General features: G+C 53.3%; 23 protein-coding genes and 2 tRNA genes. 12 read left to right on the top strand and 13 right to left on the bottom strand.

Annotation, left to right across the window (positions count from 1 at the left end; genetic code table 11):
* Positions 1-183 precede the first annotated feature (183 nt).
* Positions 184-2,871: a bifunctional acetaldehyde-CoA/alcohol dehydrogenase gene (adhE, locus tag PU624_RS12395; RefSeq protein WP_283547853.1), complete on the top strand. Its 2,688-nt coding sequence runs from the start codon at positions 184-186 to the stop codon at positions 2,869-2,871.
* A gap of 68 nt (positions 2,872-2,939) precedes the next feature.
* On the opposite strand, the gene tdk is transcribed toward adhE, so the two are convergent.
* Positions 2,940-3,560, bottom strand: a complete 621-nt coding sequence (gene tdk / locus PU624_RS12390) for a thymidine kinase (protein WP_283547852.1) — start codon at positions 3,558-3,560, stop codon at positions 2,940-2,942.
* A gap of 410 nt (positions 3,561-3,970) precedes the next feature.
* Between tdk and hns the strand changes: the two genes are divergently transcribed.
* Positions 3,971-4,381 carry a histone-like nucleoid-structuring protein H-NS gene (gene hns / locus PU624_RS12385; RefSeq protein WP_283547977.1) on the top strand — a complete coding sequence of 137 codons (411 nt, stop codon included), beginning with the start codon at positions 3,971-3,973 and terminating at the stop codon, positions 4,379-4,381.
* Positions 4,382-4,458: 77 nt separating this feature from the next.
* Here the strand turns inward: hns and PU624_RS12380 are convergent, their stop codons facing one another.
* The 5 genes from PU624_RS12380 to rssA form a co-directional block, all read right to left on the bottom strand.
* Positions 4,459-5,466 (bottom strand): NAD-dependent epimerase, encoded by a 1,008-nt coding sequence (locus PU624_RS12380; RefSeq protein ID WP_283547851.1) that lies wholly within the window; start codon positions 5,464-5,466, stop codon positions 4,459-4,461.
* A gap of 14 nt (positions 5,467-5,480) precedes the next feature.
* Positions 5,481-6,821 (bottom strand): UDP-glucose dehydrogenase family protein, encoded by a 1,341-nt coding sequence (locus PU624_RS12375; protein ID WP_283547850.1) that lies wholly within the window; start codon positions 6,819-6,821, stop codon positions 5,481-5,483.
* Positions 6,822-6,843: 22 nt separating this feature from the next.
* Positions 6,844-7,752: a UTP--glucose-1-phosphate uridylyltransferase GalU gene (gene galU / locus PU624_RS12370; RefSeq protein WP_086905923.1), complete on the bottom strand. Its 909-nt coding sequence runs from the start codon at positions 7,750-7,752 to the stop codon at positions 6,844-6,846.
* A 193-nt stretch (positions 7,753-7,945) separates the two neighbouring features.
* The gene (gene rssB, locus PU624_RS12365; protein ID WP_283547849.1) at positions 7,946-8,962 is read right to left on the bottom strand and encodes a two-component system response regulator RssB; all 1,017 of its coding nucleotides are present in this window, start codon (positions 8,960-8,962) and stop codon (positions 7,946-7,948) included.
* A gap of 99 nt (positions 8,963-9,061) precedes the next feature.
* On the bottom strand, positions 9,062-9,967 hold the full coding sequence (rssA, locus tag PU624_RS12360) for a patatin-like phospholipase RssA (RefSeq protein ID WP_283547848.1): 906 nt from the start codon (positions 9,965-9,967) through the stop codon (positions 9,062-9,064).
* A 96-nt stretch (positions 9,968-10,063) separates the two neighbouring features.
* Between rssA and PU624_RS12355 the strand changes: the two genes are divergently transcribed.
* The 5 genes from PU624_RS12355 to xthA all read left to right on the top strand — a co-directional run bounded on the left by PU624_RS12355 (position 10,064) and on the right by xthA (position 12,742).
* Entirely contained in the window at positions 10,064-10,519 is a 456-nt protein-coding gene (locus PU624_RS12355; protein ID WP_283547847.1) for a YchJ family protein, read from the top strand.
* A 53-nt stretch (positions 10,520-10,572) separates the two neighbouring features.
* Positions 10,573-11,421 carry a formyltetrahydrofolate deformylase gene (gene purU / locus PU624_RS12350; protein ID WP_283547846.1) on the top strand — a complete coding sequence of 283 codons (849 nt, stop codon included), beginning with the start codon at positions 10,573-10,575 and terminating at the stop codon, positions 11,419-11,421.
* Between the two features lie 144 nt (positions 11,422-11,565).
* Positions 11,566-11,650: transfer RNA gene (locus PU624_RS12345), tRNA-Tyr, on the top strand.
* Positions 11,651-11,689: 39 nt separating this feature from the next.
* Positions 11,690-11,774, top strand: a tRNA-Tyr gene (locus tag PU624_RS12340).
* A gap of 161 nt (positions 11,775-11,935) precedes the next feature.
* Positions 11,936-12,742 carry an exodeoxyribonuclease III gene (gene xthA / locus PU624_RS12335; RefSeq protein ID WP_283547845.1) on the top strand — a complete coding sequence of 269 codons (807 nt, stop codon included), beginning with the start codon at positions 11,936-11,938 and terminating at the stop codon, positions 12,740-12,742.
* Positions 12,743-12,775: 33 nt separating this feature from the next.
* On the opposite strand, the gene PU624_RS12330 is transcribed toward xthA, so the two are convergent.
* The 3 genes from PU624_RS12330 to PU624_RS12320 all read right to left on the bottom strand — a co-directional run bounded on the left by PU624_RS12330 (position 12,776) and on the right by PU624_RS12320 (position 15,745).
* Positions 12,776-13,087 carry a DUF1496 domain-containing protein gene (locus PU624_RS12330; RefSeq protein WP_283547844.1) on the bottom strand — a complete coding sequence of 104 codons (312 nt, stop codon included), beginning with the start codon at positions 13,085-13,087 and terminating at the stop codon, positions 12,776-12,778.
* Entirely contained in the window at positions 13,084-15,000 is a 1,917-nt protein-coding gene (locus PU624_RS12325; protein WP_283547843.1) for a DNA topoisomerase III, read from the bottom strand. Before PU624_RS12325 ends, PU624_RS12330 begins: the two co-directional genes overlap by 4 nt.
* A 193-nt stretch (positions 15,001-15,193) precedes the next feature.
* Positions 15,194-15,745, bottom strand: coding sequence for an NAD(P)H nitroreductase (locus PU624_RS12320; RefSeq protein ID WP_283547842.1), 552 nt, complete (start codon positions 15,743-15,745; stop codon positions 15,194-15,196).
* A 173-nt stretch (positions 15,746-15,918) separates the two neighbouring features.
* On the opposite strand from PU624_RS12320, the gene sppA reads away from it, so the two are divergent.
* From sppA to pncA, 3 genes are all read left to right on the top strand, one after another.
* Positions 15,919-17,781: a signal peptide peptidase SppA gene (gene sppA, locus PU624_RS12315; protein WP_283547841.1), complete on the top strand. Its 1,863-nt coding sequence runs from the start codon at positions 15,919-15,921 to the stop codon at positions 17,779-17,781.
* 85 nt (positions 17,782-17,866) lie between these two features.
* Positions 17,867-18,880, top strand: a complete 1,014-nt coding sequence (ansA, locus tag PU624_RS12310; protein ID WP_283547840.1) for an asparaginase — start codon at positions 17,867-17,869, stop codon at positions 18,878-18,880.
* Between the two features lie 16 nt (positions 18,881-18,896).
* The gene (pncA, locus tag PU624_RS12305) at positions 18,897-19,505 is read left to right on the top strand and encodes a bifunctional nicotinamidase/pyrazinamidase (RefSeq protein ID WP_283547839.1); all 609 of its coding nucleotides are present in this window, start codon (positions 18,897-18,899) and stop codon (positions 19,503-19,505) included.
* Positions 19,506-19,542: 37 nt separating this feature from the next.
* On the opposite strand, the gene PU624_RS12300 is transcribed toward pncA, so the two are convergent.
* Together PU624_RS12300 and msrB are read right to left on the bottom strand one after the other, a co-directional pair.
* The gene (locus PU624_RS12300; RefSeq protein ID WP_283547838.1) at positions 19,543-19,824 is read right to left on the bottom strand and encodes a YeaC family protein; all 282 of its coding nucleotides are present in this window, start codon (positions 19,822-19,824) and stop codon (positions 19,543-19,545) included.
* A gap of 5 nt (positions 19,825-19,829) precedes the next feature.
* Complete coding sequence (gene msrB, locus PU624_RS12295) at positions 19,830-20,240, bottom strand: peptide-methionine (R)-S-oxide reductase MsrB (protein WP_283547837.1); 411 nt, start codon at positions 20,238-20,240, stop codon at positions 19,830-19,832.
* 343 nt (positions 20,241-20,583) lie between these two features.
* Here msrB and gapA point away from each other — a divergent pair, with 343 nt between their 5' ends.
* Both gapA and PU624_RS12285 read left to right on the top strand, forming a co-directional pair.
* Positions 20,584-21,582, top strand: coding sequence for a glyceraldehyde-3-phosphate dehydrogenase (gene gapA, locus PU624_RS12290; RefSeq protein WP_003852747.1), 999 nt, complete (start codon positions 20,584-20,586; stop codon positions 21,580-21,582).
* A 73-nt stretch (positions 21,583-21,655) separates the two neighbouring features.
* A complete protein-coding gene (locus PU624_RS12285; RefSeq protein ID WP_283547836.1) occupies positions 21,656-22,555 on the top strand; it encodes a D-hexose-6-phosphate mutarotase in 900 nt (299 codons plus the stop codon).
* Here the strand turns inward: PU624_RS12285 and PU624_RS12280 are convergent.
* Together PU624_RS12280 and PU624_RS12275 are read right to left on the bottom strand one after the other, a co-directional pair.
* Complete coding sequence (locus PU624_RS12280) at positions 22,552-23,403, bottom strand: aldo/keto reductase (protein WP_283547835.1); 852 nt, start codon at positions 23,401-23,403, stop codon at positions 22,552-22,554. The genes PU624_RS12285 and PU624_RS12280 overlap by 4 nt on opposite strands.
* Before the next feature lie 81 nt (positions 23,404-23,484).
* On the bottom strand, positions 23,485-24,234 hold the full coding sequence (locus tag PU624_RS12275; protein ID WP_283547834.1) for a MipA/OmpV family protein: 750 nt from the start codon (positions 24,232-24,234) through the stop codon (positions 23,485-23,487).
* Positions 24,235-24,475 lie beyond the last annotated feature (241 nt).

Below are 24,475 nucleotides of genomic sequence, written 5' to 3'. Positions count from 1 at the left end.
CTTTTCATCACGGAAGTATTAGCGGCAGCGAAGAAAACATTGTTGCCGGCAACAGAAGACTTGTTCAGTAAACAGTTGAAAATCCTAGTGTTCCTGCCCACTCAGTCGCAGAATCTTAGCGTGACTATACTCAGGACGCAGGATTGTTTACTAAAAAAGTTTAACTTCCTTCAGGAGAACACCATGGCCGTAACCAATGTCGCTGAACTTAATGCACTGGTTGAACGTGTTAAAAAAGCCCAGCGTGAATATGCCAACTTTTCTCAGGAACAGGTCGACGCCATTTTCCGTGCCGCCGCCCTCGCCGCCGCAGATGCCCGAATCCCGCTAGCCAAGATGGCCGTTGCCGAATCCGGTATGGGCATCGTCGAAGACAAAGTGATCAAAAACCATTTTGCTTCAGAATATATCTACAACGCTTATAAAGATGAAAAGACCTGTGGTGTGTTAGCCACTGATGATACCTTCGGCACCATCACCATCGCTGAGCCCATTGGTCTGATTTGCGGCATCGTCCCGACCACTAACCCGACTTCAACCGCCATCTTCAAAGCGTTAATCAGCCTTAAAACCCGTAACGGCATCATCTTCTCCCCACATCCACGCGCCAAAGACGCGACAAACAAGGCTGCTGACATCGTCCTGCAGGCCGCGATTGCCGCCGGTGCGCCCAAAGACATCATCGGCTGGATCGACGCCCCTTCTGTTGAGCTGTCAAACCAGCTGATGCATCACCCTGACATCAACCTGATTCTTGCCACTGGCGGACCAGGTATGGTGAAAGCGGCTTACAGCTCCGGTAAACCAGCGATTGGTGTCGGTGCCGGTAACACGCCGGTAGTCATCGATGAAACCGCCGATCTGAAACGTGCCGTCGCTTCCATTCTGATGTCGAAAACCTTTGATAACGGCGTGATCTGCGCGTCTGAACAATCAGTGATTGTGGTTGATTCGGTCTATGACGCCGTGCGTGAACGTTTCGCCAGCCATGGTGGCTACATGCTGCAGGGTGCCGAACTGAGTGCCGTGCAGAATATCATCCTGAAAAACGGCGGCCTGAATGCGGCTATCGTGGGTCAGCCTGCTTACAAAATTGCGGAAATGGCCGGACTCAGCGTGCCACCGAGCACCAAAATCCTGATTGGCGAAGTGAAACTTGTGGATGAGTCTGAGCCGTTCGCTCACGAAAAACTCTCTCCGACGCTGGCGATGTATCGGGCAAAAGATTTCCAGGATGCGGTCAGTAAAGCGGAGAAACTGGTCGCCATGGGCGGTATCGGTCACACCTCCTGTCTTTATACCGACCAGGATAACCAGACTGAGCGCGTGCACTACTTCGGCGACAAAATGAAAACCGCACGTATTCTGATCAACACCCCTGCTTCACAGGGCGGTATCGGTGACCTCTACAACTTTAAACTGGCGCCGTCTCTGACGCTGGGTTGTGGTTCATGGGGCGGCAACTCAATTTCAGAGAACGTCGGTCCAAAACACCTGATCAATACCAAAACTGTCGCCAAGCGAGCTGAGAATATGTTGTGGCATAAACTTCCTAAATCCATCTACTTCCGTCGGGGTTCACTGCCAATTGCACTGGAAGAGGTGGCAACCGACGGCGCGAAGCGTGCCTTTATCGTCACTGACCGCTTCCTGTTCAACAATGGTTATGCCGACCAGGTGACCCGCGTGCTGAAATCACACGGCATCGAGACTGAAGTGTTCTTCGAAGTAGAAGCCGACCCGACGCTGAGCATCGTGCGTAAAGGTGCAGAGCAGATGAACAGCTTCAAGCCTGATGTCATCATCGCGCTGGGCGGCGGTTCCCCAATGGATGCTGCGAAAATCATGTGGGTGATGTATGAACATCCGGAAACCCACTTCGAAGAGCTGGCATTACGTTTCATGGATATCCGTAAACGTATCTACAAGTTCCCGAAAATGGGCGTCAAAGCGCGCATGGTTGCCATCACCACCACGTCCGGTACCGGTTCAGAAGTCACCCCATTTGCCGTGGTCACCGATGATGCGACAGGCCAGAAATATCCACTCGCTGACTATGCGTTGACCCCGGACATGGCGATTGTCGATGCCAACCTGGTGATGGATATGCCACGTTCACTCTGCGCCTTCGGTGGTCTGGATGCCGTCACCCACGCACTGGAAGCCTATGTTTCCGTGCTGGCGAATGAGTACTCTGATGGACAGGCGCTGCAGGCACTGAAACTGCTGAAAGAGAACCTGCCAGCCAGCTATGCCGAAGGCGCGAAAAATCCGGTGGCGCGTGAACGCGTTCATAATGCCGCCACTATCGCCGGTATTGCGTTTGCCAACGCCTTCCTTGGGGTCTGTCACTCCATGGCGCACAAACTGGGTTCAGAGTTCCATATCCCACACGGTCTTGCCAACGCCCTGTTAATCTCGAACGTCATTCGTTACAACGCGAATGACAACCCGACTAAACAGACCGCTTTCAGCCAGTACGATCGTCCGCAGGCACGTCGTCGCTACGCCGAGATTGCTGACCACTTAGGTCTGAGCGCACCAGGCGACCGCACCGCGCAGAAAATTGAGAAGCTGCTGGCCTGGCTGGATGAAATCAAAACAGAACTCGGTATCCCGACCTCTATCCGTGAAGCCGGTGTGCAGGAAGCGGACTTCCTGGCGAAAGTCGATAAACTGGCCGATGATGCATTTGATGACCAGTGTACCGGCGCTAACCCACGTTATCCGCTGATTGCTGAGCTGAAACAGATTATGCTGGATACTTTCTACGGTCGTGAATTTACTGAACCGTTCTCAAGCGTCGCTCAGGCAGTTGCTGAGCAGCCGGTAAAAGGCATCAAGGCTGATAAGAAAGCTAAAAAAGTCTGATAGTGCCATTCTGACTCTCAGATAAAAAAACCCGCCTCGGCGGGTTTTTTATTGCCTGAGCAATGCGGCTAATTCAGTGGTGTCTGTGCGCCATGAATCGCCTGCAATGAGCCCTGCTCTATCGCCTGCTTATAATGTTTACGGCAGACGGAGATGTAGCTTTCGTTGCCGCCAATCACGACCTGCTCACCCTCACTGAAAGGTTTTCCCTCGCTATCCAGTCGCAACACCATGCTGGCCTTCCGGCCACAGTGACAGATGGTTTTGAGTTCAACCAGCTTGTCCGCCCATGCCAGTAAATACTGACTGCCTGTGAACAGCTCACCGCGAAAATCGGTGCGCAGGCCGTAGCAGAGCACCGGAATATCCAGATCGTCTACGACATCAGAGAGCGCTTTAACCTGCTCCCGCGTCAGGAACTGACTTTCATCCACCAGTACACAGTGAATCGGCTGCGCGGCATGTTCAGCGGCAATGTCGCTGTAGAGCGAGGTCTCCGCGTTATAGAGCATGGCTGGCGAAGAAAGTCCGATGCGGGAACTCACCTGTCCGGCACCAAAGCGATTATCGATTTCAGCGGTGTAAACCAGCGAACGCATGCCGCGCTCCTGATAGTTATAGGAGGATTGCAGCAGTGCGGTCGATTTCCCTGCATTCATCGCAGAGTAATAGAAATAGAGTTGGGCCATAGGATCGTATCTTCATCGGGACTGAACGGAATGGCGCGCATATTAACACAAAGCGCCCGCAATACGCTGCGGTTGATGGGTGAATAAAGCGTAACGGCTATCCCTAAATACCTTAAAGGCCGATTCCGGTGCCTGTTATGTGCGCGACTTCAGAGAATAAGTTTTGCTTATTTTACCCGCACTAAAATGAATGACATTTTTGTTACTGCCGTAAATACATTAAATTTATTTGATATCGAACTAAACGAAAATATTTTTTTATTCAGCATAACCGTGAATTTTTTAGCCACCCTTATTTTTAGTCACCAAAGTAATTAGCTGTCAGAACTTTTTTATGATTGAAGTTATTTAATGTCACCACTACTATTAGCGGGCAACACAACTTTTTCCCTTATTCAGAGACCAGGACAATGAGCGAAGCACTAAAAGTTCTTAATAATATCCGTACGCTGCGCGCCCAGGCCAGAGAGTATTCCGTAGAAACACTGGAAGAGATGCTGGAAAAACTGGACGTGGTGGTAAAAGAACGCCGCGAAGAAGAGTCGCATTTTCAGGCAGAAAATGAAGAACGCACGCGTAAGCTTAATCAGTATCGTGAAATGCTTCTGGCCGATGGAATCGACCCGAATGAACTGATTAGCACGCTGACCGTCACCCCCCGAGCTGCGGCAAAAGGTAAACGCTCAGTGCGCCCGGCTAAATATGGTTATACCGATGAAAAAGGCGAGTCCAGAACCTGGACCGGTCAGGGTCGCACCCCGGCTGTGATTAAAAAAGCGCTGGAAGAACAGGGTAAAAAGCTGGACGATTTTTTACTGTAACCGTACGCCACTTTGCTGCTTTAGCGGCAGTGTGATGCGCAACAAAAAAGGAAGCCGAAGCTTCCTTTTTCTTTTAATCAGACGCGGTAAAAATCGCGGTACCAGTCAACGAAATTTTTCACGCCCTCTTCCACGCCGGTCTGCGGTTTAAAACCAATGGCCTTAAACAACGCCTCGGTATCCGCACTGGTTTCCAGTACATCACCAGGTTGCATTGGCATCAGGTTTTTCTTCGCTGTAATCCCCAGTGCTTTCTCAATCGCTTCGATATAGTTCATCAACGTAACAGGCTGACTGTTACCAATATTATAAACACGATAAGGCGCGGAACTGGTTGCGGGTGAACCGGTTTCAACCGTCCAGTTATCATCCTGCTGCGGAATAACATCCTGCAGACGAACAATCGCTTCGGCAATATCATCAATATAGGTAAAGTCGCGTTTCATCTGGCCCTGGTTATAAACATCAATCGCTTCACCGGCAATCATTGCGCGGGTGAATTTGAATAATGCCATATCAGGACGGCCCCACGGACCATAGACGGTAAAGAAGCGCAATCCGGTAGTCGGCAGCTGATAGAGATGCGAGTAAGTGTGAGACATTAACTCGTTCGCTTTTTTAGTCGCCGCATATAAAGAAACCGGATGATCAACGCTGTCTTCCGTTGAGAACGGCATCTTACGATTCAGGCCATAAACGGAACTGGATGACGCGTAGAGCAGATGTTCAATTTTATGATGACGGCAGCCTTCAAGGATATTGAGGTGACCGATCAGATTGGAATCTGCGTAGGCATGAGGGTTTTCAATGGAGTACCGGACGCCAGCCTGAGCGCCAAGATGGATAACGCGCTGGAATGTGTTCTGGTCGAACAGTGACGCCATTGCGTCACGGTCCGCCAGATCCATCTCAATAAAGGTAAAACCTGGATCGGCCTTAATTAAATTGAGACGGGCATGCTTGAGATTTACGTCGTAATAATCATTCAGGTTGTCGATACCGACAACCTGGTGACCGGCGGCCAGCAGACGCTGACTGACATGAAAACCAATAAAGCCTGCGGCGCCGGTGACCAGAAAGTTCATAAATCCCTCGTTAATTATGCAGTTTGAATAGACGCTCCGCGGCCGATTGCATAATAAACGAAACCGCGTTTGCTGATACGCTCTGGATCATACAGGTTACGACCATCAAAAATCACGGCTTCTTTCAGCGCATTTTTGATGATGTCGAAGTCAGGAGCACGGAAGTTCTGCCACTCCGTACAGATGACCAGACCGTCGGCGCCCTGCAGTGCCGCTTCTTTGGTACCCATCAGCTTAAGATCGCTGCGGTGACCATAGATGCGCTGCGCTTCATCCATTGCTTCAGGGTCAAACGCCTGAACAGATGCGCCAGCTTCCCACAGCGTTTCCATCAGCACACGGCTGGAGGCTTCACGCATATCGTCTGTGTTCGGCTTGAATGACAGGCCCCAGAGTGCAAACGTTTTACCTTTCAGATCGTCACCGAAATGACGCTTGATGAAGGTAGGCAGTTTGTTTTTCTGGTTGTCATTCACATCTTCCACGGCCTGTAACAGACGTGGCTGATAGCCAATGGACTCAGCGGTACGGATTAACGCCTGCACGTCTTTCGGGAAGCAGGAGCCGCCGTAGCCACAGCCAGGATAGATAAAGTGGTAGCCAATGCGGGGATCAGAACCGATACCCTGACGGACTTTCTCAATATCCGCACCTAAACGTTCAGCCAGGTTAGACATCTCGTTCATAAAGCTGATTTTGGTCGCCAGCATGCAGTTTGCTGCATACTTGGTCAGCTCTGCGCTACGGATATCCATCATGATCATGCGATCGTGGTTACGGTTAAACGGCTCATAGAGCTCGCGTAACAGTTCTACCACGTCGTCGTTATCGGTACCGACAACGATACGCTCCGGACGCATACAGTCATTAACTGCAGCACCCTCTTTCAGGAATTCCGGGTTTGAAACCACATCGAAAGTGATGTTGGCGTCACGCGCTTTCAGCGCTTCCGTCATTACTGCACGAACTTTGTCTGCTGTGCCAACCGGAACGGTTGATTTGTCGATAACCACTTTGTGATCGTTCATATACTGCGCAATGGTGCGCGCTACGGCGGTCACATATTTCAGATCGGCTGAGCCGTCTTCATCAGGTGGTGTACCCACTGCAATAAACTGCATAACACCATGGTTTACGCCCAGCTCAGCATCAGTGCTGAACTTCAGACGACCCGCTTCGTAATTGGACATTACCAGCGGCGTTAAACCTGGTTCGAAAATAGGAATGATGCCTTTTTTCAGATTTTCGACTTTATTAGCGTCGACATCAATGCAGAGAACGTCATGTCCGACTTCGGCTAACACCGCAGCCTGAACCAGACCGACATAGCCGATACCAAATACAGTGACTTTCATCGAGTTATCCTGTGTTTATGAATTACTTTTTGTTGCCAACTGCGCCATCGAGCCATTCAGAAAAATCTTTGCCCAATACCGGATGACGAACACCGTACTCAACGAAAGCCTGCATGTAGCCCAGCTTGTTACCACAGTCATGGCTCACGCCTTTCAGGTGATACGCTTCAACCGTCTCTTTTTCCATCAGCATAGCGATGGAGTCAGTCAGCTGAACTTCGCCGCCTGCACCTGGAGGGGTTTTAGCCAGCAGTGGCCAGATGTCTGAAGAAAGAACATAACGACCCACTACAGCCAGGTTTGAAGGCGCTTCTGTCGCTTTAGGCTTCTCAACCACACCGACCATTGGTGCGCTGTCGCCTGGGTTCAGTTCTGCGCCCTGGCAATCGACAACACCGTAAGCAGTCACATCGGCAACTGGCTCAACCATGATCTGGCTGCGGCCAGACTCTTCATAACGGCTCAGCATTTCTGCCAGGTTATCTTTGGTTGGGTTAGATTCGTATTCGTCGATGATGACGTCTGGCAGGATAACCGCAAATGGCTCATCACCGATCAGTGGGTGTGCACACATAACAGCGTGACCCAGACCTTTTGCGATGCCCTGACGGACCTGCATGATGGTAACGTGTGGCGGGCAGATAGACTGGATTTCGTCCAGCAGCTGACGCTTAACGCGTTTTTCCAGCATTGATTCCAGTTCGAAGCTGGTATCAAAGTGGTTTTCGATGGCATTTTTTGATGAATGCGTTACCAGCACAATTTCGTTGATGCCAGCAGCGATACACTCGTTAACGACATACTGGATTAACGGCTTATCAACCAGCGGTAACATCTCTTTTGGAATCGCTTTGGTAGCCGGGAGCATACGCGTGCCCAAACCCGCTACCGGGATTACCGCTTTTTTTACTTTGGTATTATTGGCAGACATTAAGATACCTCTCTCATAGGCCGTTCAAGTTAATACTTGATATGTCGGTTTAAAATCGGAAATGAGTATATCAGTTAGTATCGAACGGATTTATCCTGGAAGGGACCAAACCGTCGAAATTAAGACTATTACCCAACTGTAAAGCTAAACTCTGGCCCTGTCTTCAGCGCCAGAATTCCTGTGTTATTGCGGTTTATTCTTCCGTCGAGAGCATCAGCCGGATGCGTCCGCCTGCGCCCCAGACGTGGCATTGCCAGTTATCTGCGCGCTGACTGATCTGGTTAAGATGGGTGCTGCCCATAGTGCCAAGGGGGACGCCATTACTGAGCTGAATCTGATGGGCGTGAACATGAAGGGTGGCGTTTAATCCGGCCGAAACCAGGATTAAGTTTTTTAAACCGCGGTGATAATACCCCACCAGCAACGGGAACTGGCCGCTCAGGTTCGCCTGACGCAGCAGCAGATTGACCTGTCTGAGCAGCCCATTAAGCTCCGGCAAGCGCTGTTTTTGCCCGGTAAGCTGCTCCTGCAGCAGGCCATTGAACAGCGCACGCAGCAACAGAGCCGCCAGCACGCCGTTGTCACCGGCACGGGTCACATCCAGGCAGTAAAACGCCAGATCTTTGTCAGAGAGCGCCGCAATATCCAGCACCAGGCCAGGCTGTTCCGCCATCGTCAGCTGACGGTAATTGACCCGACAGTTAGCAATCGTCTGTTGCACCGGAGGCTGGAGTTGCTTAAGCAGCTTGGCGGCGGCTTTCGGATCGCGAACCAGCGCATCCCAGTCCTGGAACAGCTGCTCATCCTCTTCCACTTTCGAGGTGAACATAGAGGGATAGAGGCACTCATAGACCGCTTCACGGAAGCGTTCGAAATTCTTCAGTGGCTTGAGCAGCACATCCTGCACCCCGAGACGCAGCACATGGGCGATGTCAGACATGTTTTCGGTGGCCGAGATGATCAAAATCGGCACGACGTTGCCACGGGTACGAATGTGCTCAACGAACTGGATGCCACTCATACGGGGCATTTCCAGATCGCAGATAATCAGGTCGACAGTATGCTGTTGTAGTTGTGCAATTGCTTCCAGACCATCTTCCGCTTGTAACGTCACAGCACCCATCGATAACAAAAATTGGTCCAGCAACGAACGGAAAACAGCCTCATCTTCGACAATGAGTATCTTTTTGCCGAGTAGTGGTTTTTCCATTCTTTCCCCCTGCGTACCAGATATTTCAATAGTGGTTCATAAAACGCAGTTGCGCCTTTCAGAATTGCCCGAAGTCACCGCTTTGAATGAACAACTTCATTATCTGCCACGGACCAGTGGTAATAGTTCATCCATTTTCTTCTCTACGGCGGCCCTGCCTGCCTCGATAGCCTCTTCAGCACGATGAAAGTCCAGCGTCGAAATTTGCGGACAGACCGGCTGGATCAAAACATCAGGCGGATCGCCTGCCATGCGGTTTCGCTTAAGGCGATTCTCCAGCACCTGAATAGAGGTGGACATAATCTCCATCGCGCCAGGCGACTGAGAAGCACGGCGCTGGGTGAAGTTCACCAGGCGCTGTCGCAACTTCCCACCCCAACTCAATGCCGCTGCTGCGGCTTCTTCTTCACTGTTCTGAGGTGTAACGGAAAAGAGATCCTGCTGCATTAAATGCGCGTCATGCTGTAAATCAACGGCGATCACAATGTCTGCCCCCAGGGCGCGGGTCAGTGAGATCGGCACCGGATTGACCACGGCACCATCCACCAGCCAATACCCATTGTAGCCCACCGGCGGCAATAAACCTGGCATACTGCACGATGCGCGAACGGCCTGATGCAGATCGCCCTCGGTCAGCCAGAGTTCGCGACCGGTACTGAGGTTAGTCGCCACCACACCAAAGGGTTTATTACAGTGCTCAATCGCCTCGTTGGGGATCAGCTGACGGACATGGCTGAACACCCGCTCGCCGCGTAACAGTCCGCCACGCTGCCAGGAGACATCCATCAGGCGAATCACATCCCAGTAGCGAAATGCACTGACCCATTTCTGCATCAGCGGCAGGCGGTTATTGACATAGGCAGACCCGACTAATGCCCCGACAGAGCAGCCCGCAACGACGTCGATCTCAATACCTGCACGCTCCAGCGCGTTGATCACGCCGATGTGCGCCCATCCCTTGGCCGCTCCAGACCCCAGAGCCAATCCAATTTTTACCTTTCTCATTTGTATCTGGTCCTGCCGTCAATACGTAGCGTCACAACGTGGGGTCAGCTAACATAGCGCGCCTGTTGAATCGACTCATCAATCCCTGGAGATCATGTGTCAGAAACCTGCCCATGTTGTAGCGGAGAGCAGTATAGCGTATGTTGCGAGCCCTTTCTGCAGGGCAACCAGATTCCTGTTACAGCTGAACAACTTATGCGATCCCGTTATTGCGCTTATGTCCAGCAGAACGCGGACTATCTGGTTGCGACCTGGCATCCTGAAAAACGTCATCCGGCGTTGTCAGGGCTTTTATCTGAAAGTTTTCCGGGAACCGATTGGCTTAGCCTGAATGTAACCCGTTGTAATCATGGAAGCCATGAGAACGAAGCTTTCGTCACCTTTTTTGCGCGATACCGTGAGAAAACTGACATTCACACCATTCATGAGTGTTCACGCTTTCTTCGCGAGGATCAACGCTGGTACTATGTTGACGGTACAAAACCGCCCGTGGGGCGTAACGATCCCTGCCCGTGCGGCAGTGGCAAAAAATACAAAAAATGTTGTGGTTAAGCTGACGGCTGCCCAGCGGTTTACCCCTAATGCTTTGACAGGACTCGATTGAGATGCAAGCGCAAACCATGCAAAGAAAAGTTTTACGAACCATTTGTCCCGATGCAAAAGGTCTGATCGCCAAAATCACCAATATTTGTTACAAGCACGAACTCAATATCGTGCAGAACAATGAGTTTGTTGATCATCGCACCGGGCGTTTTTTCATGCGCACCGAGCTGGAAGGGATTTTCAACGACAATACCCTGCTCGCCGATCTCGACAGTGCCCTGCCAAAGGGTTCTGTGCGTGAGCTGCACTGCGCGGGGCGTCGTCGTGTGGTGATTCTGGTCACCAAAGAGGCGCACTGCCTGGGCGACCTGTTAATGAAGAGCGCATTTGGCGGTCTGGATATGGAAATCGCGGCGGTCATCGGTAACCATGACACGCTGCGTTCGCTGGTTGAGCGTTTCGATATTCCGTTTGTGCTGGTGAGCCACGAAGGCCTGACGCGGGAAGAGCATGATAACCGCATGGTGGAAGAGATTGACCGCTACCAGCCCGATTATGTGGTGCTGGCGAAATATATGCGCGTTCTGACCCCGGCTTTCGTGCAGCGTTATCCGAACCAGATCATCAATATTCACCACTCATTCCTGCCCGCCTTTATCGGTGCCCGCCCCTACCATCAGGCTTATGAACGCGGCGTGAAGATCATCGGTGCCACCGCGCACTATGTGAATGACAATCTCGATGAAGGCCCGATCATCATGCAGGATGTGATTAACGTCGATCACAGTTACACCGCTGATGAGATGATGCGCGCCGGTCGCGACGTAGAAAAGAACGTCCTGAGCAACGCACTTTATAAAGTGCTGGGGCAGCGCGTGTTCGTTTACGGCAACCGTACGATTATTCTTTAATCAGCCAGCGCGCTGAATTGTCTGCAGATTCAGCGCTACGCGTAAAAAGTGGGCAAACAGTTGTGGTTTTGCCAGTGGGCGCTTTACACCCTTATCGCATTTGGTATGATGCGCCCCGCTTTAAGAGAGAAAGATTCAGGCCATGGTGGGATTCCCGAGCGGCCAAAGGGAGCAGACTGTAAATCTGCCGTCACAGACTTCGAAGGTTCGAATCCTTCTCCCACCACCATCTGAATCTGAATCCTCTTAAGCCTCTTCAAATATCTCTGGTGGGATTCCCGAGCGGCCAAAGGGAGCAGACTGTAAATCTGCCGTCACAGACTTCGAAGGTTCGAATCCTTCTCCCACCACCATCTTGCATGTCGCACTCCATCCCAAACGAATTCTGAAGCTCCCTGTTCTGCCAGCTAATCCCCATACCCAATTCGCACAATCTTCCCCTGTTCTGCCATGACTTTATGCTTAAAAATCGCTACCATCTGCGGCTATCACTTGCTGAACAATGGTCGATCATATGAAATTTGTTTCATTTAACATCAATGGGTTGCGTGCCCGCCCGCATCAGCTTCAGGCGCTTGTCGAACAGCATCAGCCCGATGTTATCGGTCTGCAGGAAACCAAGGTTCATGACGAGATGTTCCCGCTGGAAGAGGTGTCAAAGCTCGGCTATCACGTCTTCTATCATGGACAGAAAGGCCATTATGGCGTGGCGCTATTAACCAAAGCTCAGCCAGTGTCAGTCAGCCGGGGCTTTCCTGGTGATGACGAAGAATCCCAGCGCCGCCTGATCATCGCGGAAATCCCCAGCCCGATCGGCGACATCACCGTGATTAATGGCTACTTCCCGCAGGGCGAAAGTCGCGACCATCCCACCAAGTTTCCGGCTAAAGAGAAATTCTACCGCGATCTGCAGCGTCTGCTGACGGACGATCTGCCTGCTGATAAACCGGTTCTGATTATGGGCGACATGAATATCAGCAGCACCGATTTGGATATCGGTATTGGCGAAGATAGCCGCAAGCGCTGGCTCCGCACCGGCAAATGCTCTTTCCTGCCGGAAGAGCGCGAGTGGATGGATCGCCTGCTGAGCTGGGGACTGGTTGATACCTGGCGTGAGCAGAATCCAGAAGTGGCGGATCGTTTCTCGTGGTTCGATTACCGTTCGAAAGGGTTTGATGATAATCGCGGGTTACGTATCGATCTGGTGCTGGCAAGTAAAAACCTGGCGTCGCACTGCATTGAGACCGGCATTGATTACGACATCCGGAGCATGGAAAAACCTTCTGACCATGCACCCATCTGGTCAACCTTCCGCTTTTAACTGACGGTCGCGTGGCAGAGCGCCACGCGACGACTATTTCACTATCTTCCAGATCAGGTTGTTGGTGCCAATGGAGTGTTCATCCCGGGTGCATTGCAGTAATACGCCCTCTGATTTCACCACCGCGCCTTCCGTGTAGTTACGGTTCTCGAAGATACAGCAGCGGAGACAATCTGGCTGACGTCTCTCTGCCTGCGACCAGGCTTCTGGCGGAATATCCACCACCACATCGGTGTTCCCACCGTTGCTACCCTGTTGTGGCATCGACTGATAACGACTGTTCGCCTGTGCCGCGCTGGTCGCCAGCGCCAAAACTGCGACCAGTAATACTGAATAACGCCTCATTCCGTCTCCTTCACTTTACGCCTGGTTTTGCGCACCGGACGTTTCTGTCCGGTGGACGGTAATCCCCGAAAGGCATGCGCCGCAGGCTGCTGTCGCGCCTGCTGGATAATTCCGGTTAAGGTCTGCACTAGCGGCTGCATGAACTCATCATAGCGGCAGGCCTTTTCGCTGATACGCGTCAGTGTTGACTCCCACTGCGCGGTCATATCCGGGCGCGCTGCCAGATCGGGTAACGAGTGAATCAGAGCACGTCCTGCATCCGTCGAATTGATGTAGCGACCCTTCTTCACCAGGAAGCCACGACGAAACAGTAATTCGATAATACCGGCGCGTGTGGCTTCCGTTCCTAAACCATCGGTCGCACGCAGCACTTTCTTTAATTCTTTATCCTGAACGAAACGGGCAATCCCGGTCATCGCGGAGAGAATGGTGGCGTCGGTAAACGGCCGTGGCGGCTGGGTCTGCTTCGCCAGCACTTCGCCCCGCTCGCACAGCAGTTCATCCCCTTTCGCCACCACCGGCAGCGGCATGCCGTCGTTCTCTTCATCCCGCTCTTTGCTGCCCAGCAGCGCACGCCAGCCCGCCTCTGCGAGGAAGCGCGCTTTCGCCACGAATTTGCCGCCCGCAATATCAAGGTCGATGACACATTTGCGGAACACCGAATCCGGACAGAACTGCATCAGATACTGGCGCGCCACCAGCTCATAGATATTCTGTTCGTTCTCACTGAGCTTTACCGCGCTGGAGCGAGCTGTGGGAATAATGGCGTGGTGGGCATCGACTTTTTTATCATCCCAGCAGCGGTTTCTGCGATCGACATCGAAATCGGCCGGAGGAGTCAGCTGTGACTGATGCGCCTGTATCGCCTTTAACACCGCATGACGACCGGCAAAATGCTCTTCAGGCAGATAGCGGCTGTCCGAACGGGGATAGGTAATCAACTTGTGGGTTTCATAGAGCCGCTGGCAGGTATCCAGCACCGTCTGTGCACTGAGTCCGTAACGTTTAGCGGCCTCAATCTGCAGGCTGGACAGAGAAAACGGCAGCGGAGCCACTTCATTTTCGCGCTTATCGCTATAGGCGCTGACGATTGCGGGCTGGCCGGTAATGCGCGCCACCACGTGATCGGCCAGCGCGCGTTTAAGCAGACGGCCCTCTTCATCCTGCCAGGGCTCACAGGCTTCGCTGGGGATCCAGCTGGCGATAAACTGAGTGCCATCAGGCGTGATAATATGCGCCTTCACTTCGAAGTAATCTTTCGGCACGAAGTTTTCGATCTCTTCATCGCGGCGGACCACCAGCCCCAGCACCGGCGTCTGCACCCGGCCAACCGACAGGACACCGTCGTAGCCCGCATTGCGGCCCAGCAGCGTCCAGGCGCGGGTCATGTTGATGCCGTAGAGCCAGTCTGCACGGGCGCGCGCCAGCGCAGAGACGCACAGCGGGATAAACTCGCGATTCTCACGAAGCCGGTTTATGGCCCGATCCACCGCCTGAGGATTGAGATCGTTGATCAGACAGCGCTGCACTTTTTTGCGTTTCTCAGCCGGCAGGTTCAGGTAATCGAGCACCTCATCCACCAGCAACTGCCCTTCCCGATCCGGGTCACCGGCATGCACCACTTCGCTCGCCTGCGCCAGCAAACCTTCAACCACTTTCAGCTGCTTCGCGACCGACGGACGGGGTTTTAACTGCCACTTTTCCGGAATGATTGGCAGATCGGCCAGCGACCAGCGCGCATAACGGCTGTCATAGCTGTCGGGTTGCGCCTGCTCCAGAAGATGGCCGACGCACCACGTGACGATCTGATCGTTGCCGCAGGCAATGAATCCATCACCGCGTCGATGCGGTTTCGGCAGCACATCTGCGATAGCACGCCCAAGGCTCGGTTTTTCCGCAATAAACAAACGCATTGAATCAGGACATCCTTAACATCAGGGGAACACAGTGATAACCGGTTGTTCGCTGTCGGTTGGCATCTCGCGGGCTATGTTAGCCTGGCTGCTCTGCTGGCGTAAGCGTGACGCGCGGTGTTAGCGATCGTTCGCACAGGAACCGTGCAACAGGCAGGGCTGAAAAGCACCCTGCCTGAACCGGACAGGCAGATCAGAAGTAGCGGACGAAAGGCGCAGTGTCAGGCGGGAGCACCGTGGTGCTGGATTTCAGTTGCGGGGTGCCCAGATAGAGGAAACCGACGATGGCATCCTGTTCACGGCAGCCAAAGGCCTGACGTACCTGCTCGTCATCGGTCCAGGCACCGCTTCGCCAGATACCGTTGTAACCCTGAGCCAGCGCCGCCATCTGCATCGCCATCACGGCACAGCTGGCCGAGGCGATCTGTTCCCAGCGCGGCACTTTGTGGTGCTCTTCACAATGGGCCACCACCGTGATAATCATCGGCGCGCGAAACGGCGCCTGGCTCGCTTTGTTAATCGCTTTTTCATCCAGCTGATTATCGCGTGCTGCCTTTTCAAGCAGCTGACTCATCCGATCGCGGCCTTCATTTTCCACAATGATAAAGCGCCACGGTTGCAGCGTGCCGTGATCCGGGGCGCGCATGCCTGCCCGCAGGATGTTTTCCAGTGCATCACCCGCGGGTGCTGGCTCAGTCAGGCGTGAGGCCGAACGTCGGTTGACCAGTAACTCCAGTGCGTCCATGTTTCTCTCCCGATCTCTGTAATGTTGCCGTTATCCTGGCACAGGCAGATTTTTTGTAACAGTGCGCAGTGATTTCCTGCTGACTTTTAACACGCCGCTCTTTAGGATGAGCTCGTCGGGGAAGTCTGGTCCGCGCGGCGGCCACTTTCTGCTACATATTTATGGAGAGTCTGATGCGCACATTGTGGCGAATAATTGCAGGTCTGTTCCGCTGGAGCTGGCGGGTACTGAATTTTATCAGGGAATTTATTCTGAATATTTTCCTGATTTTATTGATTGTGGTGGGTGTTGGGATCTGGTTGCAGGTCAGCGGTTCGGGCGGCAGTTCAGCGCCAATCCAGCAAGGCGCACTGAAAGTCGATCTCAGCGGCGTGCTGGTGGATAAACCATCAGTGAGCAACCGTCTGAGTAAAATCGGCCGCCAGCTGCTGGGTGCCAGCAGTGACCGTTTACAGGAAAATTCGCTGTTTGATGTGGTCGACGCAATTCGCCAGGCAAAAGGCGACAGCAACATCAAAGGCATAGTGCTCGACTTACGTGAATTTGCCGGTGGCGATCAGCCTTCGCTGCAATACGTAGGCAAAGCGCTGCGTGAATTCCGTGACAGTGGCAAGCCGATTTATGCCCTGGGCGACAGCTACAGCCAGGCGCAGTATTACCTTGCCAGCTTCGCCACCAAAATCTATCTGTCGCCACAGGGCACTGTGGATCTGCATGGTTTCGCCACCAACGGGCTCTATTACAAAACGCTGCTCGATAAGCTGAAAGTGACCTCGCACGTCTTCCGTGTCGGGACCTATAAATCAGCGGTTGAGCCCTTCCTGCGTGATGATATGTCCCCGGCTGCACGGGATGCTGACAGCCGCTGGGTCGGTCAGCTGTGGCAGAACTACCTGAACACCGTGGCAGCCAATCGCCAGATAACCCCGGAACAACTTTTCCCTGGCGCAGCGGCGATTATTGCCGGATTAAACGCGGTGAAAGGCGATACCGCGCAATATGCACTGGATAACAAGCTGGTCGATGCGCTGGGTTCCCGTGCGGCGGCCGATGAAGAGCTGGTGAAAACCTTTGGTCTGGATAAGCAGAGCAACGATTACCGCAGCGTCAGCATCTATGACTACAGCGTGAAACAGGCCTCCTCGCAGCAGGATGGCAACATCGCCGTGGTCATGGCCAGCGGAGCGATCATGGATGGCGAAGAGACGCCGGGCAACGTCGGTGGCGACACCACGGCCGCTGAGATTCGTGATGCGCGTCTCGATCCGAAAATCAAAGCGATCATTCTGCGGGTGAACAGTCCGGGTGGCAGCGTAACGGCTTCGGAAGCGATTCGTGAAGAGCTGGCGGCGGCTCAGGCAGCCGGCAAGCCGATTGTGGTGTCTATGGGCGGTATGGCGGCATCCGGCGGTTACTGGATCTCAACGCCTGCCAGCTACATTGTGGCGAACCCGAGCACGCTGACCGGTTCGATTGGTATCTTCGGCGTGATCAATACGCTGGAGAACAGTCTGGACAGCATTGGCGTGCACACGGATGGTGTTGCGACCTCCCCGCTGGCGGATATCTCCACCACCAAAGCGTTGCCGACGGAAGTGCAGCAGATGATGCAGCTGACCATCGAAAATGGCTACCGCAACTTTGTGGGTCTGGTAGCGAAGTCACGTCATAAAACGCCTGAGCAGATTGATGCGATTGCCCAGGGCCACGTCTGGACCGGCAGCGATGCCAAAGCCAATGGCCTGGTTGATGCGCTGGGTGACTTCGATGATGCCGTGAAGAAAGCGGGCGAGCTGGCGAAAGTCAGTAAACCTGTGCTGAGCTGGTATCAGGATGACCCGAGCTTCCTGGATATGATGCTGAGCCAGATGAACGCCTCTGTGCAGGCGGTATTGCCGGATACGCTGAAAGCCTGGCTGCCCGCACCGATGCTGGATGTCATGAGTGCCATGAAAGCCCAGCCGGGTCTGTTCGACAAGCAGAACGATCCTCAGAACCGTTACGCCTTCTGCCTGAACTGCGGCGAAGTGCGATAAACCTCTCAGCCCGGCCGCTGGTCGGGCTGCATTTCCCCGCTATTCCCCTTATACTGCGCGTTTTATGGCGAGTCTGAGTTCTCTAATGCAAAAGAAAAACATCTACGTAGCCTACACTGGCGGGACAATCGGTATGCAGCGCTCGGCGCAGGGCTATATTCCGGTCTCCGGACACCTGCAAGAGCAGCTGGCCAACATGCCCGAGTTCCACCGCCCCGAAATGCCTGATTTCACCATCCATGAATATCAGCCACTGATCGACTCTTCCGACATGACCCCGGAAGACTGGCAGTCTATTGCCGAAGATATCCGTCAAAACTACGATCGCTACGATGGTTTTGTGATTCTGCATGGCACTGACACCATGGCGTTTACCGCCTCCGCGCTCTCCTTTATGCTGGAAAATCTGGCCAAACCGGTGATCGTGACCGGGTCGCAGATCCCCCTGGCAGAGCTGCGTTCAGATGGTCAGCAGAATCTGTTAAATTCACTCTATGTCGCGGCCAACTATCCGATCAGCGAAGTGTCACTGTTTTTCAATAACACCCTTTATCGCGGCAACCGTACCACCAAAGCCCATGCCGACGGCTTCAACGCCTTTGCTTCGCCAAACCTTTCTGCGCTGCTGGAAGCGGGCATTCATATTCGCCGCCTCAATACGCCGCCTGCCCCATCCGGTCAGGGCGAACTGAAGGTTCACACCATAACGCCTCAGCCTATTGGCGTGGTGACCATCTATCCTGGGATTTCTGCAGACGTGGTGCGTAACTTCCTGCGTCAGCCGGTGAAAGCCCTGATCCTGCGTTCTTATGGTGTGGGTAACGCGCCACAGAACAAGGAATTCCTGGCCGAACTCCAGCAGGCCAGTGAGCGCGGCATCGTCGTGGTGAACCTCACCCAGTGTATTTCTGGCAAGGTCAATATGGGCGGATATGCCACCGGCAATGCGCTGGAAGAGGCTGGCGTGATCAGCGGATTTGACCTGACGGTGGAAGCCGCGTTAACCAAGCTACACTTTTTACTCAGCCAGGATCTTTCGGCCGATCAAATCCGCGCGAAGATGCAGCAGAATTTACGCGGCGAACTGACCGAAGACTGAAACGGAGCAACATGTAATGAAGCGGGCACTCATCATTATTGATATTCAGAACGATTTTTGCCCCGGCGGCCCGATGGCAGTCCATGAGGGCGACCACACGGTCGAGGTGGCAAATCGTTACGCGCGTATGTTCCGTGAAAACGGGGAATGCGTACTGGCCCTGCAGGACTGGCACCCGGCCGATCACGGCAGCTTTGCCTCGGTTTCCGGCGAGCCAGTCTACACGCTGGGTGAGTTAAATGGTCTGGCGCAGATCTGGTGGCCCGATCATGGCATTCAGGGCTCGACGGGCGCGGACTTTCATCCGGGTCTGGATCGTTCCCTGTTTGATGCGACGTTCCATAAAGGTGAAGATCAGGATGTTGATAGCTACAGCGCCTTTTTTGACAATGGTCATCGCCGTAAAACCGAGCTGGACAGCTGGCTGCGTGAGCGTGGCATTACCCATCTGGTGATGCTGGGTCTGGCGACGGATTACTGCGTGAAATATAGCGTGCTGGATGCGCTGGAGCTGGGATATCACGTTGAGGTGGTGAAAGAGGGCTGCCGCGGTGTGAACCTGAATCCGGAAGACAGTGAGATCGCCTTTGCGCAGATGACCGCTCAGGGCGCGATTCTGGTTTAAAAAGGGAGCTGGCATGACGCCAGCTTTTTTTATGCAATCAGTGCAGATGGATGCGGGTCACATCCGGGTCGATGCCGAACTCTTCTTTCAGCTCTTTTTTCGACTTCATCACCATCTCGCCACCTTTGGCAATGGTCATGTGCTGCGGTGCGTCGTTGTGCCTCGCCTGCCACATCATCACCAGCTGCAGGCAATTGTCGCGCTGCTCCTGAGTCAGTGCCACGCCATCCGGCCACTTGCCAATCTCAACTGCCGTTGCCAGTCGCTGATAGACTTCAGGCGTCATCGACGCAAGCATTGCTTCAAGTTGTTCCTTCATCGCCGTTACCCTTTGGTCTGTTCGCCCTGCTCGTCGGTAAAATTCAGCGAGGCGGAGTTAACACAGTAGCGTTCGCCGGTCGGTTGCGGGCCATCCGGGAAGACATGACCCAGATGTGCATCGCAACTGCCACAGCGGATCTCAATACGCTGCATGCCGTGTGAATCATCTTCAATGTAGCGAATCGCATCGTCACTGACTGGCTGGTAGAAACTCGGCCAGCCGCAGCCTGAATCATATTTGGTTTCTGAGAGGAAAAGTGGCGCCTCACAGACCAGGCAGTGATAAATCCCTTCCTGCTTGTTGTGCAGGAGTGCGCCGCTGTAAGGCGGTTCCGTTCCGCGCTGCTGTGTCACATAACGCTGCATTTCTGTCAGCTCGGCGATTTTTGCGTCGGTTGCGGTGTCTTTAGCCATTTTTAGGATTCCGGGGAAGTGCCATTCTGAAAAATTCGACTATTATTCTAACAAATGATCAACATAACCCGGGTCTTTTTTTGTGCTCACCCTTTCATGCCGTCCATCGCTAAGCGTATTTGTGACTTCGATCACCTTTTATCCCGGGCATCCCTATATATTCGGCGATTGATTCGACGAAACGCGATATCATTGGCGGCGCGCAAGCGGTTGCGCATCGAATTATTCCTATCAGGCGAATTGACCTGTCGCAACAATTGACACGATTCCGCTTGACGCCTGGTAAGGTTTTTGTAATTTTACAGGCAACCTTTTATTCACTAACCAATAGCTGGTGGAATATATGACTATCAAAGTAGGTATCAATGGTTTCGGCCGTATCGGTCGCATCGTTTTCCGTGCTGCTCAAAAGCGTTCTGACATCGAAATCGTTGCTATCAACGACCTGCTGGACGCGGATTACATGGCGTACATGCTGAAGTATGACTCTACTCATGGTCGTTTCGACGGCACCGTAGAAGTTCAGGATGGCGCACTGGTTGTTAACGGTAAGAAAATCCGTGTTACTGCCGAACGTGATCCAGCGAACCTGAAGTGGGATGAAGTGGGCGTTGACGTTGTTGCTGAAGCAACCGGTATCTTCCTGACCGACGAAACCGCGCGTAAACACATCACCGCAGGTGCTAAGAAAGTCGTTCTGACCGGTCCATCTAAAGATGACACCCCAATGTTTGTTCGTGGTGCAAACTTCGACAAATATGATGGCCAGGATATCGTTTCTAACGCCTCCTGTACCACCAACTGCCTGGCACCGCTTGCAAAAGTCATCAACGACAAGTTCGGCATCGTTGAAGGTCTGATGACCACTGTTCACGCGACTACTGCGACCCAGAAAACCGTTGATGGCCCGTCTCACAAAGACTGGCGCGGCGGCCGTGGCGCATCGCAGAACATCATCCCTTCATCAACTGGCGCAGCGAAAGCCGTTGGTAAAGTTCTGCCAGAGCTGAACGGTAAACTGACTGGTATGGCATTCCGCGTACCTACCCCTAACGTTTCCGTTGTTGACCTGACCGTGCGTCTGGAAAAAGCGGCTTCTTATAAAGAAATCTGTGCTGCAATCAAAGCGGCTGCAGAAGGTGAGATGAAAGACGTTCTGGGCTACGTTGAAGATGACGTGGTTTCTACCGACTTCAACGGCGAAATCCTGACTTCAGTGTTTGATGCTAAAGCGGGTATCGCGCTGAACGACAACTTTGTGAAACTGGTTTCCTGGTACGACAACGAAACTGGCTACTCAAACAAAGTTCTCGACCTGATTGCACTGGTTTCTGCTAAATAAGGCAGCCAGACATCATTGAGAATAAGGGCGACTTCGGTCGCCCTTTTTTTATCCGCACAGGAAGGAATCGAACATGCAAGATAAGCTGTTTACTCTGCCGGTGGTGAATCAGATCTCCCCTTACCTCTCTCAGCGTCAGGTGGGTGAACTCCCGGCGATTGTCATCAGTCACCCTAAGGTGCGGGCAGCGATCACACTGCAGGGCGCGCACCTGATTGCCTGGCAGCCGAGCGGCGAAAAGCCGGTACTCTGGCTGAGCGATAAGAGTCTCTTCTCCCCGGGCAAAGCGATTCGTGGCGGCGTACCGATCTGCTGGCCATGGTTTGGCCCGGCAGGCGAGCCCGCGCACGGTTTTGCCCGTGTTCAGCCGTGGAAGCTGACGGCACATGATGAGAATGAAGATGGCGTGATGCTGACGCTGGTGCTGGAGAGCAACGCACAGACGCTGAAGCTCTGGCCGCATGAGTTTACGCTCATTGCCCGCTTCCGTCTGGGCCAGCATTGTGAGATTGAACTGGAAGCCTATGGTGACTATGAAGCGACAGCAGCGCTGCACAGCTACTTCACCGTCAGCGACATCAACGGTGTTGAGGTCTCCGGTCTGGGCACCAGTTATATCGACAAGGTGAATAACGGCGAGGTTGCCAGCAGCGACGGCAGGCAACGTTATCCGGGACGCATCGACCGTATCTTTACCGCCCCGGACGATTGCTCGGTTATCAATGATACAGCGGGTGAACGGCAGATTGAGGTTTATCACCACCACCAGAGTGACGTTGTCACGTGGAACCCGGGTGTGGAGCTCTCCTGCAGCATGTCGGATATGGCGAATGAAGGTTATAAAACCATGGTCTGCGTAGAGACGGCGCGCATCAGCAAACCGTTACGCAGCGCAGGTGAGAAGCCAGCACGCCTGGCCACGACGTTCCGCCTGAAGAAGAAAGCCGTAACCAGCGACAAGATCAGCGGCTAAACGATATCCAGCGGTACCTTATGCTGTGGTGCTGGCCAGGCGCGATCGATGAGCTGCAACTCTTCATCGGTCAGAACGACCGCCAGCGCCGCAGCATTCTCCTGCACGTGAACCACTGAACTGGCTTTGGGAATGGCAATCACTCCAGGCTGACGGATCACCCAGGCCAGCAGGAGTTGCGCGACACTGATGCCCTTCTGCTGTGCAATCTGCGTCAGTACCGGGTCGGTAAAGAGTGAGTCACGCAGCCGTCCTGCCTGTGCCAGTGGACAATAGGCCATCACCGGCATTCCCCGCTGCTGACATGCCGGCAGCAGATCAAATTCAATACCACGAGACGCCAGATGGTAGAGCACCTGATTCGTCGCGCACTGACCTCCTTGCGGTTCATCCCACAGTTCGGCCAAATCGTCTGTGTCAAAATTCGAGACACCCCAGTGACGGATCTTTCCCTGCTGCTGCAGGCGTTCCATGGCACGCAGGGTCTCTTCCAGTGGAACATTACCGCGCCAGTGCAGCAGGTAGAGGTCAAGATAATCGGTCTGCAGACGGCGCAGGCTGCGCTCACAGGCTTCGATGGCATCCACTTCGCCTGCATTCCACGGATAGACCTTCGACACCAGCAGAGCCTCGTCGCGACGCCCCAGCAGGGCCTGCCCGACCACCTCTTCGGCTCCGCCATCCGCATACATTTCGGCGGTATCTATCAGCTGCAAACCACACTCAAGACCCGCCTGCAGTGCTGCGACTTCGGTGTCACGCTGCGCCGGGTTTTCGCCCATATACCAGGTGCCCTGCCCAATGACAGGCAGGTCATTGAAGCCAGCAAAGTTAATCGTTTTGCGCATTCTGCTCTCCCGCCCCTTTTCAGGGCCCTGTAAAAGAACAGAGGGCAGTAAATGCCCTCTTTTGGTGCTAATGAGGCGTAATCAGAAGGTGTAACTGACACCTGTCCAGATTAACGCCTGCCCGCTTTTATCGATCATCGGGCTGTCTTTGATTTCACTGCTGAAGCTGACATAACGTCCTGTCAGACTGGCATTCCACTGTGGCGCAATCTGATAGCTGGCATTCAGCTCTACATAAGGTGACCAGCTGTCATCCGGCTTATAACGGCTGATGCCGGTACGGGCGCTTTCATGCGCTGACACACCGTAGTAATAACGGTTTTGATTGGCGCTGTTCCAGACCGCCCCGATGCCCGGCGTCAGGCTGAAGTCACCCATCTGGAAACGATAAAGGTAAGTCAGGTCCCATATCATTCCATTGCTGTTATTCAGCACATCTCCCAGCAGTGAAGTGCGGACAATCCCCCAGTCAGCAGTGTGACGATAGGTTGCGCCACCCATCAGCGTCATGCGCCGTTTATCCAGCCCTTTCATGTCGCCGAGATCGTTATCACTCGGTTTGTACTCCTGCGGTGAACCCAGCAGCGTTAGCGACAGCTGATTCTGGGGATCTTTCCACAGGTAGTAACCGCCCTGCAGGCTGCGGAACCAGAAGTCTTCACCCTCATAATTGATCACCGGAAGCGGAATGTACCGGTCCTGACCGCCGCGGTAAGGTGACTCCGCGTAGATGACCGACGCGCCCAAAGAAAGCGGTGCGGCATTGACATGCGTGCTGAGTAAATAACAGGGTAAAAGTGCCAAAAGGGTCTTAAATTTGAATTGGTTCACAATTTATTCATTCCATAAATATAACAATCAAACAGGAAGTCTAACGTTTTTTTACGGCTGGATTAACTTATATCGAATTGCTTTAAGTTACGCATCGATGAAAGTGGCATCAAAGGTTAAAAACAAGTTAAGTTAAAGCATCACCCATATGAACTCATCTCACAACAACGCAAATTACTCTTGATCACCCCCTCAATCACCCAAACCCGTGGAGGAAATTTCCTAGAAGCCATCTACAGTT

This window comes from Pantoea sp. Lij88 (genome assembly GCF_030062155.1).
Classification (GTDB): Bacteria; Pseudomonadota; Gammaproteobacteria; order Enterobacterales; family Enterobacteriaceae; genus Pantoea.
This window is presented reverse-complemented; position numbering and strand designations above follow the sequence as displayed.

Excerpts from the sequence above, each read along its gene's own strand:
- galU (WP_086905923.1), bottom strand. The coding sequence starts at position 7,752 with ATGTCTGCCAATAATACCAAAGTAAAAAAAGCGGTAATCCCGGTAGCG.
- PU624_RS12375 (WP_283547850.1), bottom strand. The coding sequence starts at position 6,821 with ATGAAAGTCACTGTATTTGGTATCGGCTATGTCGGTCTGGTTCAGGCT.
- rssA (WP_283547848.1), bottom strand. The coding sequence starts at position 9,967 with ATGAGAAAGGTAAAAATTGGATTGGCTCTGGGGTCTGGAGCGGCCAAG.
- purU (WP_283547846.1), top strand. The coding sequence starts at position 10,573 with ATGCAAGCGCAAACCATGCAAAGAAAAGTTTTACGAACCATTTGTCCC.
- adhE (WP_283547853.1), top strand. The coding sequence starts at position 184 with ATGGCCGTAACCAATGTCGCTGAACTTAATGCACTGGTTGAACGTGTT.
- rssB (WP_283547849.1), bottom strand. The coding sequence starts at position 8,962 with ATGGAAAAACCACTACTCGGCAAAAAGATACTCATTGTCGAAGATGAG.
- PU624_RS12300 (WP_283547838.1), bottom strand. The coding sequence starts at position 19,824 with ATGAAGGAACAACTTGAAGCAATGCTTGCGTCGATGACGCCTGAAGTC.
- PU624_RS12320 (WP_283547842.1), bottom strand. The coding sequence starts at position 15,745 with ATGGACGCACTGGAGTTACTGGTCAACCGACGTTCGGCCTCACGCCTG.
- PU624_RS12325 (WP_283547843.1), bottom strand. The coding sequence starts at position 15,000 with ATGCGTTTGTTTATTGCGGAAAAACCGAGCCTTGGGCGTGCTATCGCA.
- PU624_RS12380 (WP_283547851.1), bottom strand. The coding sequence starts at position 5,466 with ATGAACTTTCTGGTCACCGGCGCCGCAGGCTTTATTGGTTTTCATGTC.
- gapA (WP_003852747.1), top strand. The coding sequence starts at position 20,584 with ATGACTATCAAAGTAGGTATCAATGGTTTCGGCCGTATCGGTCGCATC.
- PU624_RS12330 (WP_283547844.1), bottom strand. The coding sequence starts at position 13,087 with ATGAGGCGTTATTCAGTATTACTGGTCGCAGTTTTGGCGCTGGCGACC.
- tdk (WP_283547852.1), bottom strand. The coding sequence starts at position 3,560 with ATGGCCCAACTCTATTTCTATTACTCTGCGATGAATGCAGGGAAATCG.
- pncA (WP_283547839.1), top strand. The coding sequence starts at position 18,897 with ATGAAGCGGGCACTCATCATTATTGATATTCAGAACGATTTTTGCCCC.
- sppA (WP_283547841.1), top strand. The coding sequence starts at position 15,919 with ATGCGCACATTGTGGCGAATAATTGCAGGTCTGTTCCGCTGGAGCTGG.
- ansA (WP_283547840.1), top strand. The coding sequence starts at position 17,867 with ATGCAAAAGAAAAACATCTACGTAGCCTACACTGGCGGGACAATCGGT.
- msrB (WP_283547837.1), bottom strand. The coding sequence starts at position 20,240 with ATGGCTAAAGACACCGCAACCGACGCAAAAATCGCCGAGCTGACAGAA.
- hns (WP_283547977.1), top strand. The coding sequence starts at position 3,971 with ATGAGCGAAGCACTAAAAGTTCTTAATAATATCCGTACGCTGCGCGCC.
- PU624_RS12280 (WP_283547835.1), bottom strand. The coding sequence starts at position 23,403 with ATGCGCAAAACGATTAACTTTGCTGGCTTCAATGACCTGCCTGTCATT.
- xthA (WP_283547845.1), top strand. The coding sequence starts at position 11,936 with ATGAAATTTGTTTCATTTAACATCAATGGGTTGCGTGCCCGCCCGCAT.
- PU624_RS12285 (WP_283547836.1), top strand. The coding sequence starts at position 21,656 with ATGCAAGATAAGCTGTTTACTCTGCCGGTGGTGAATCAGATCTCCCCT.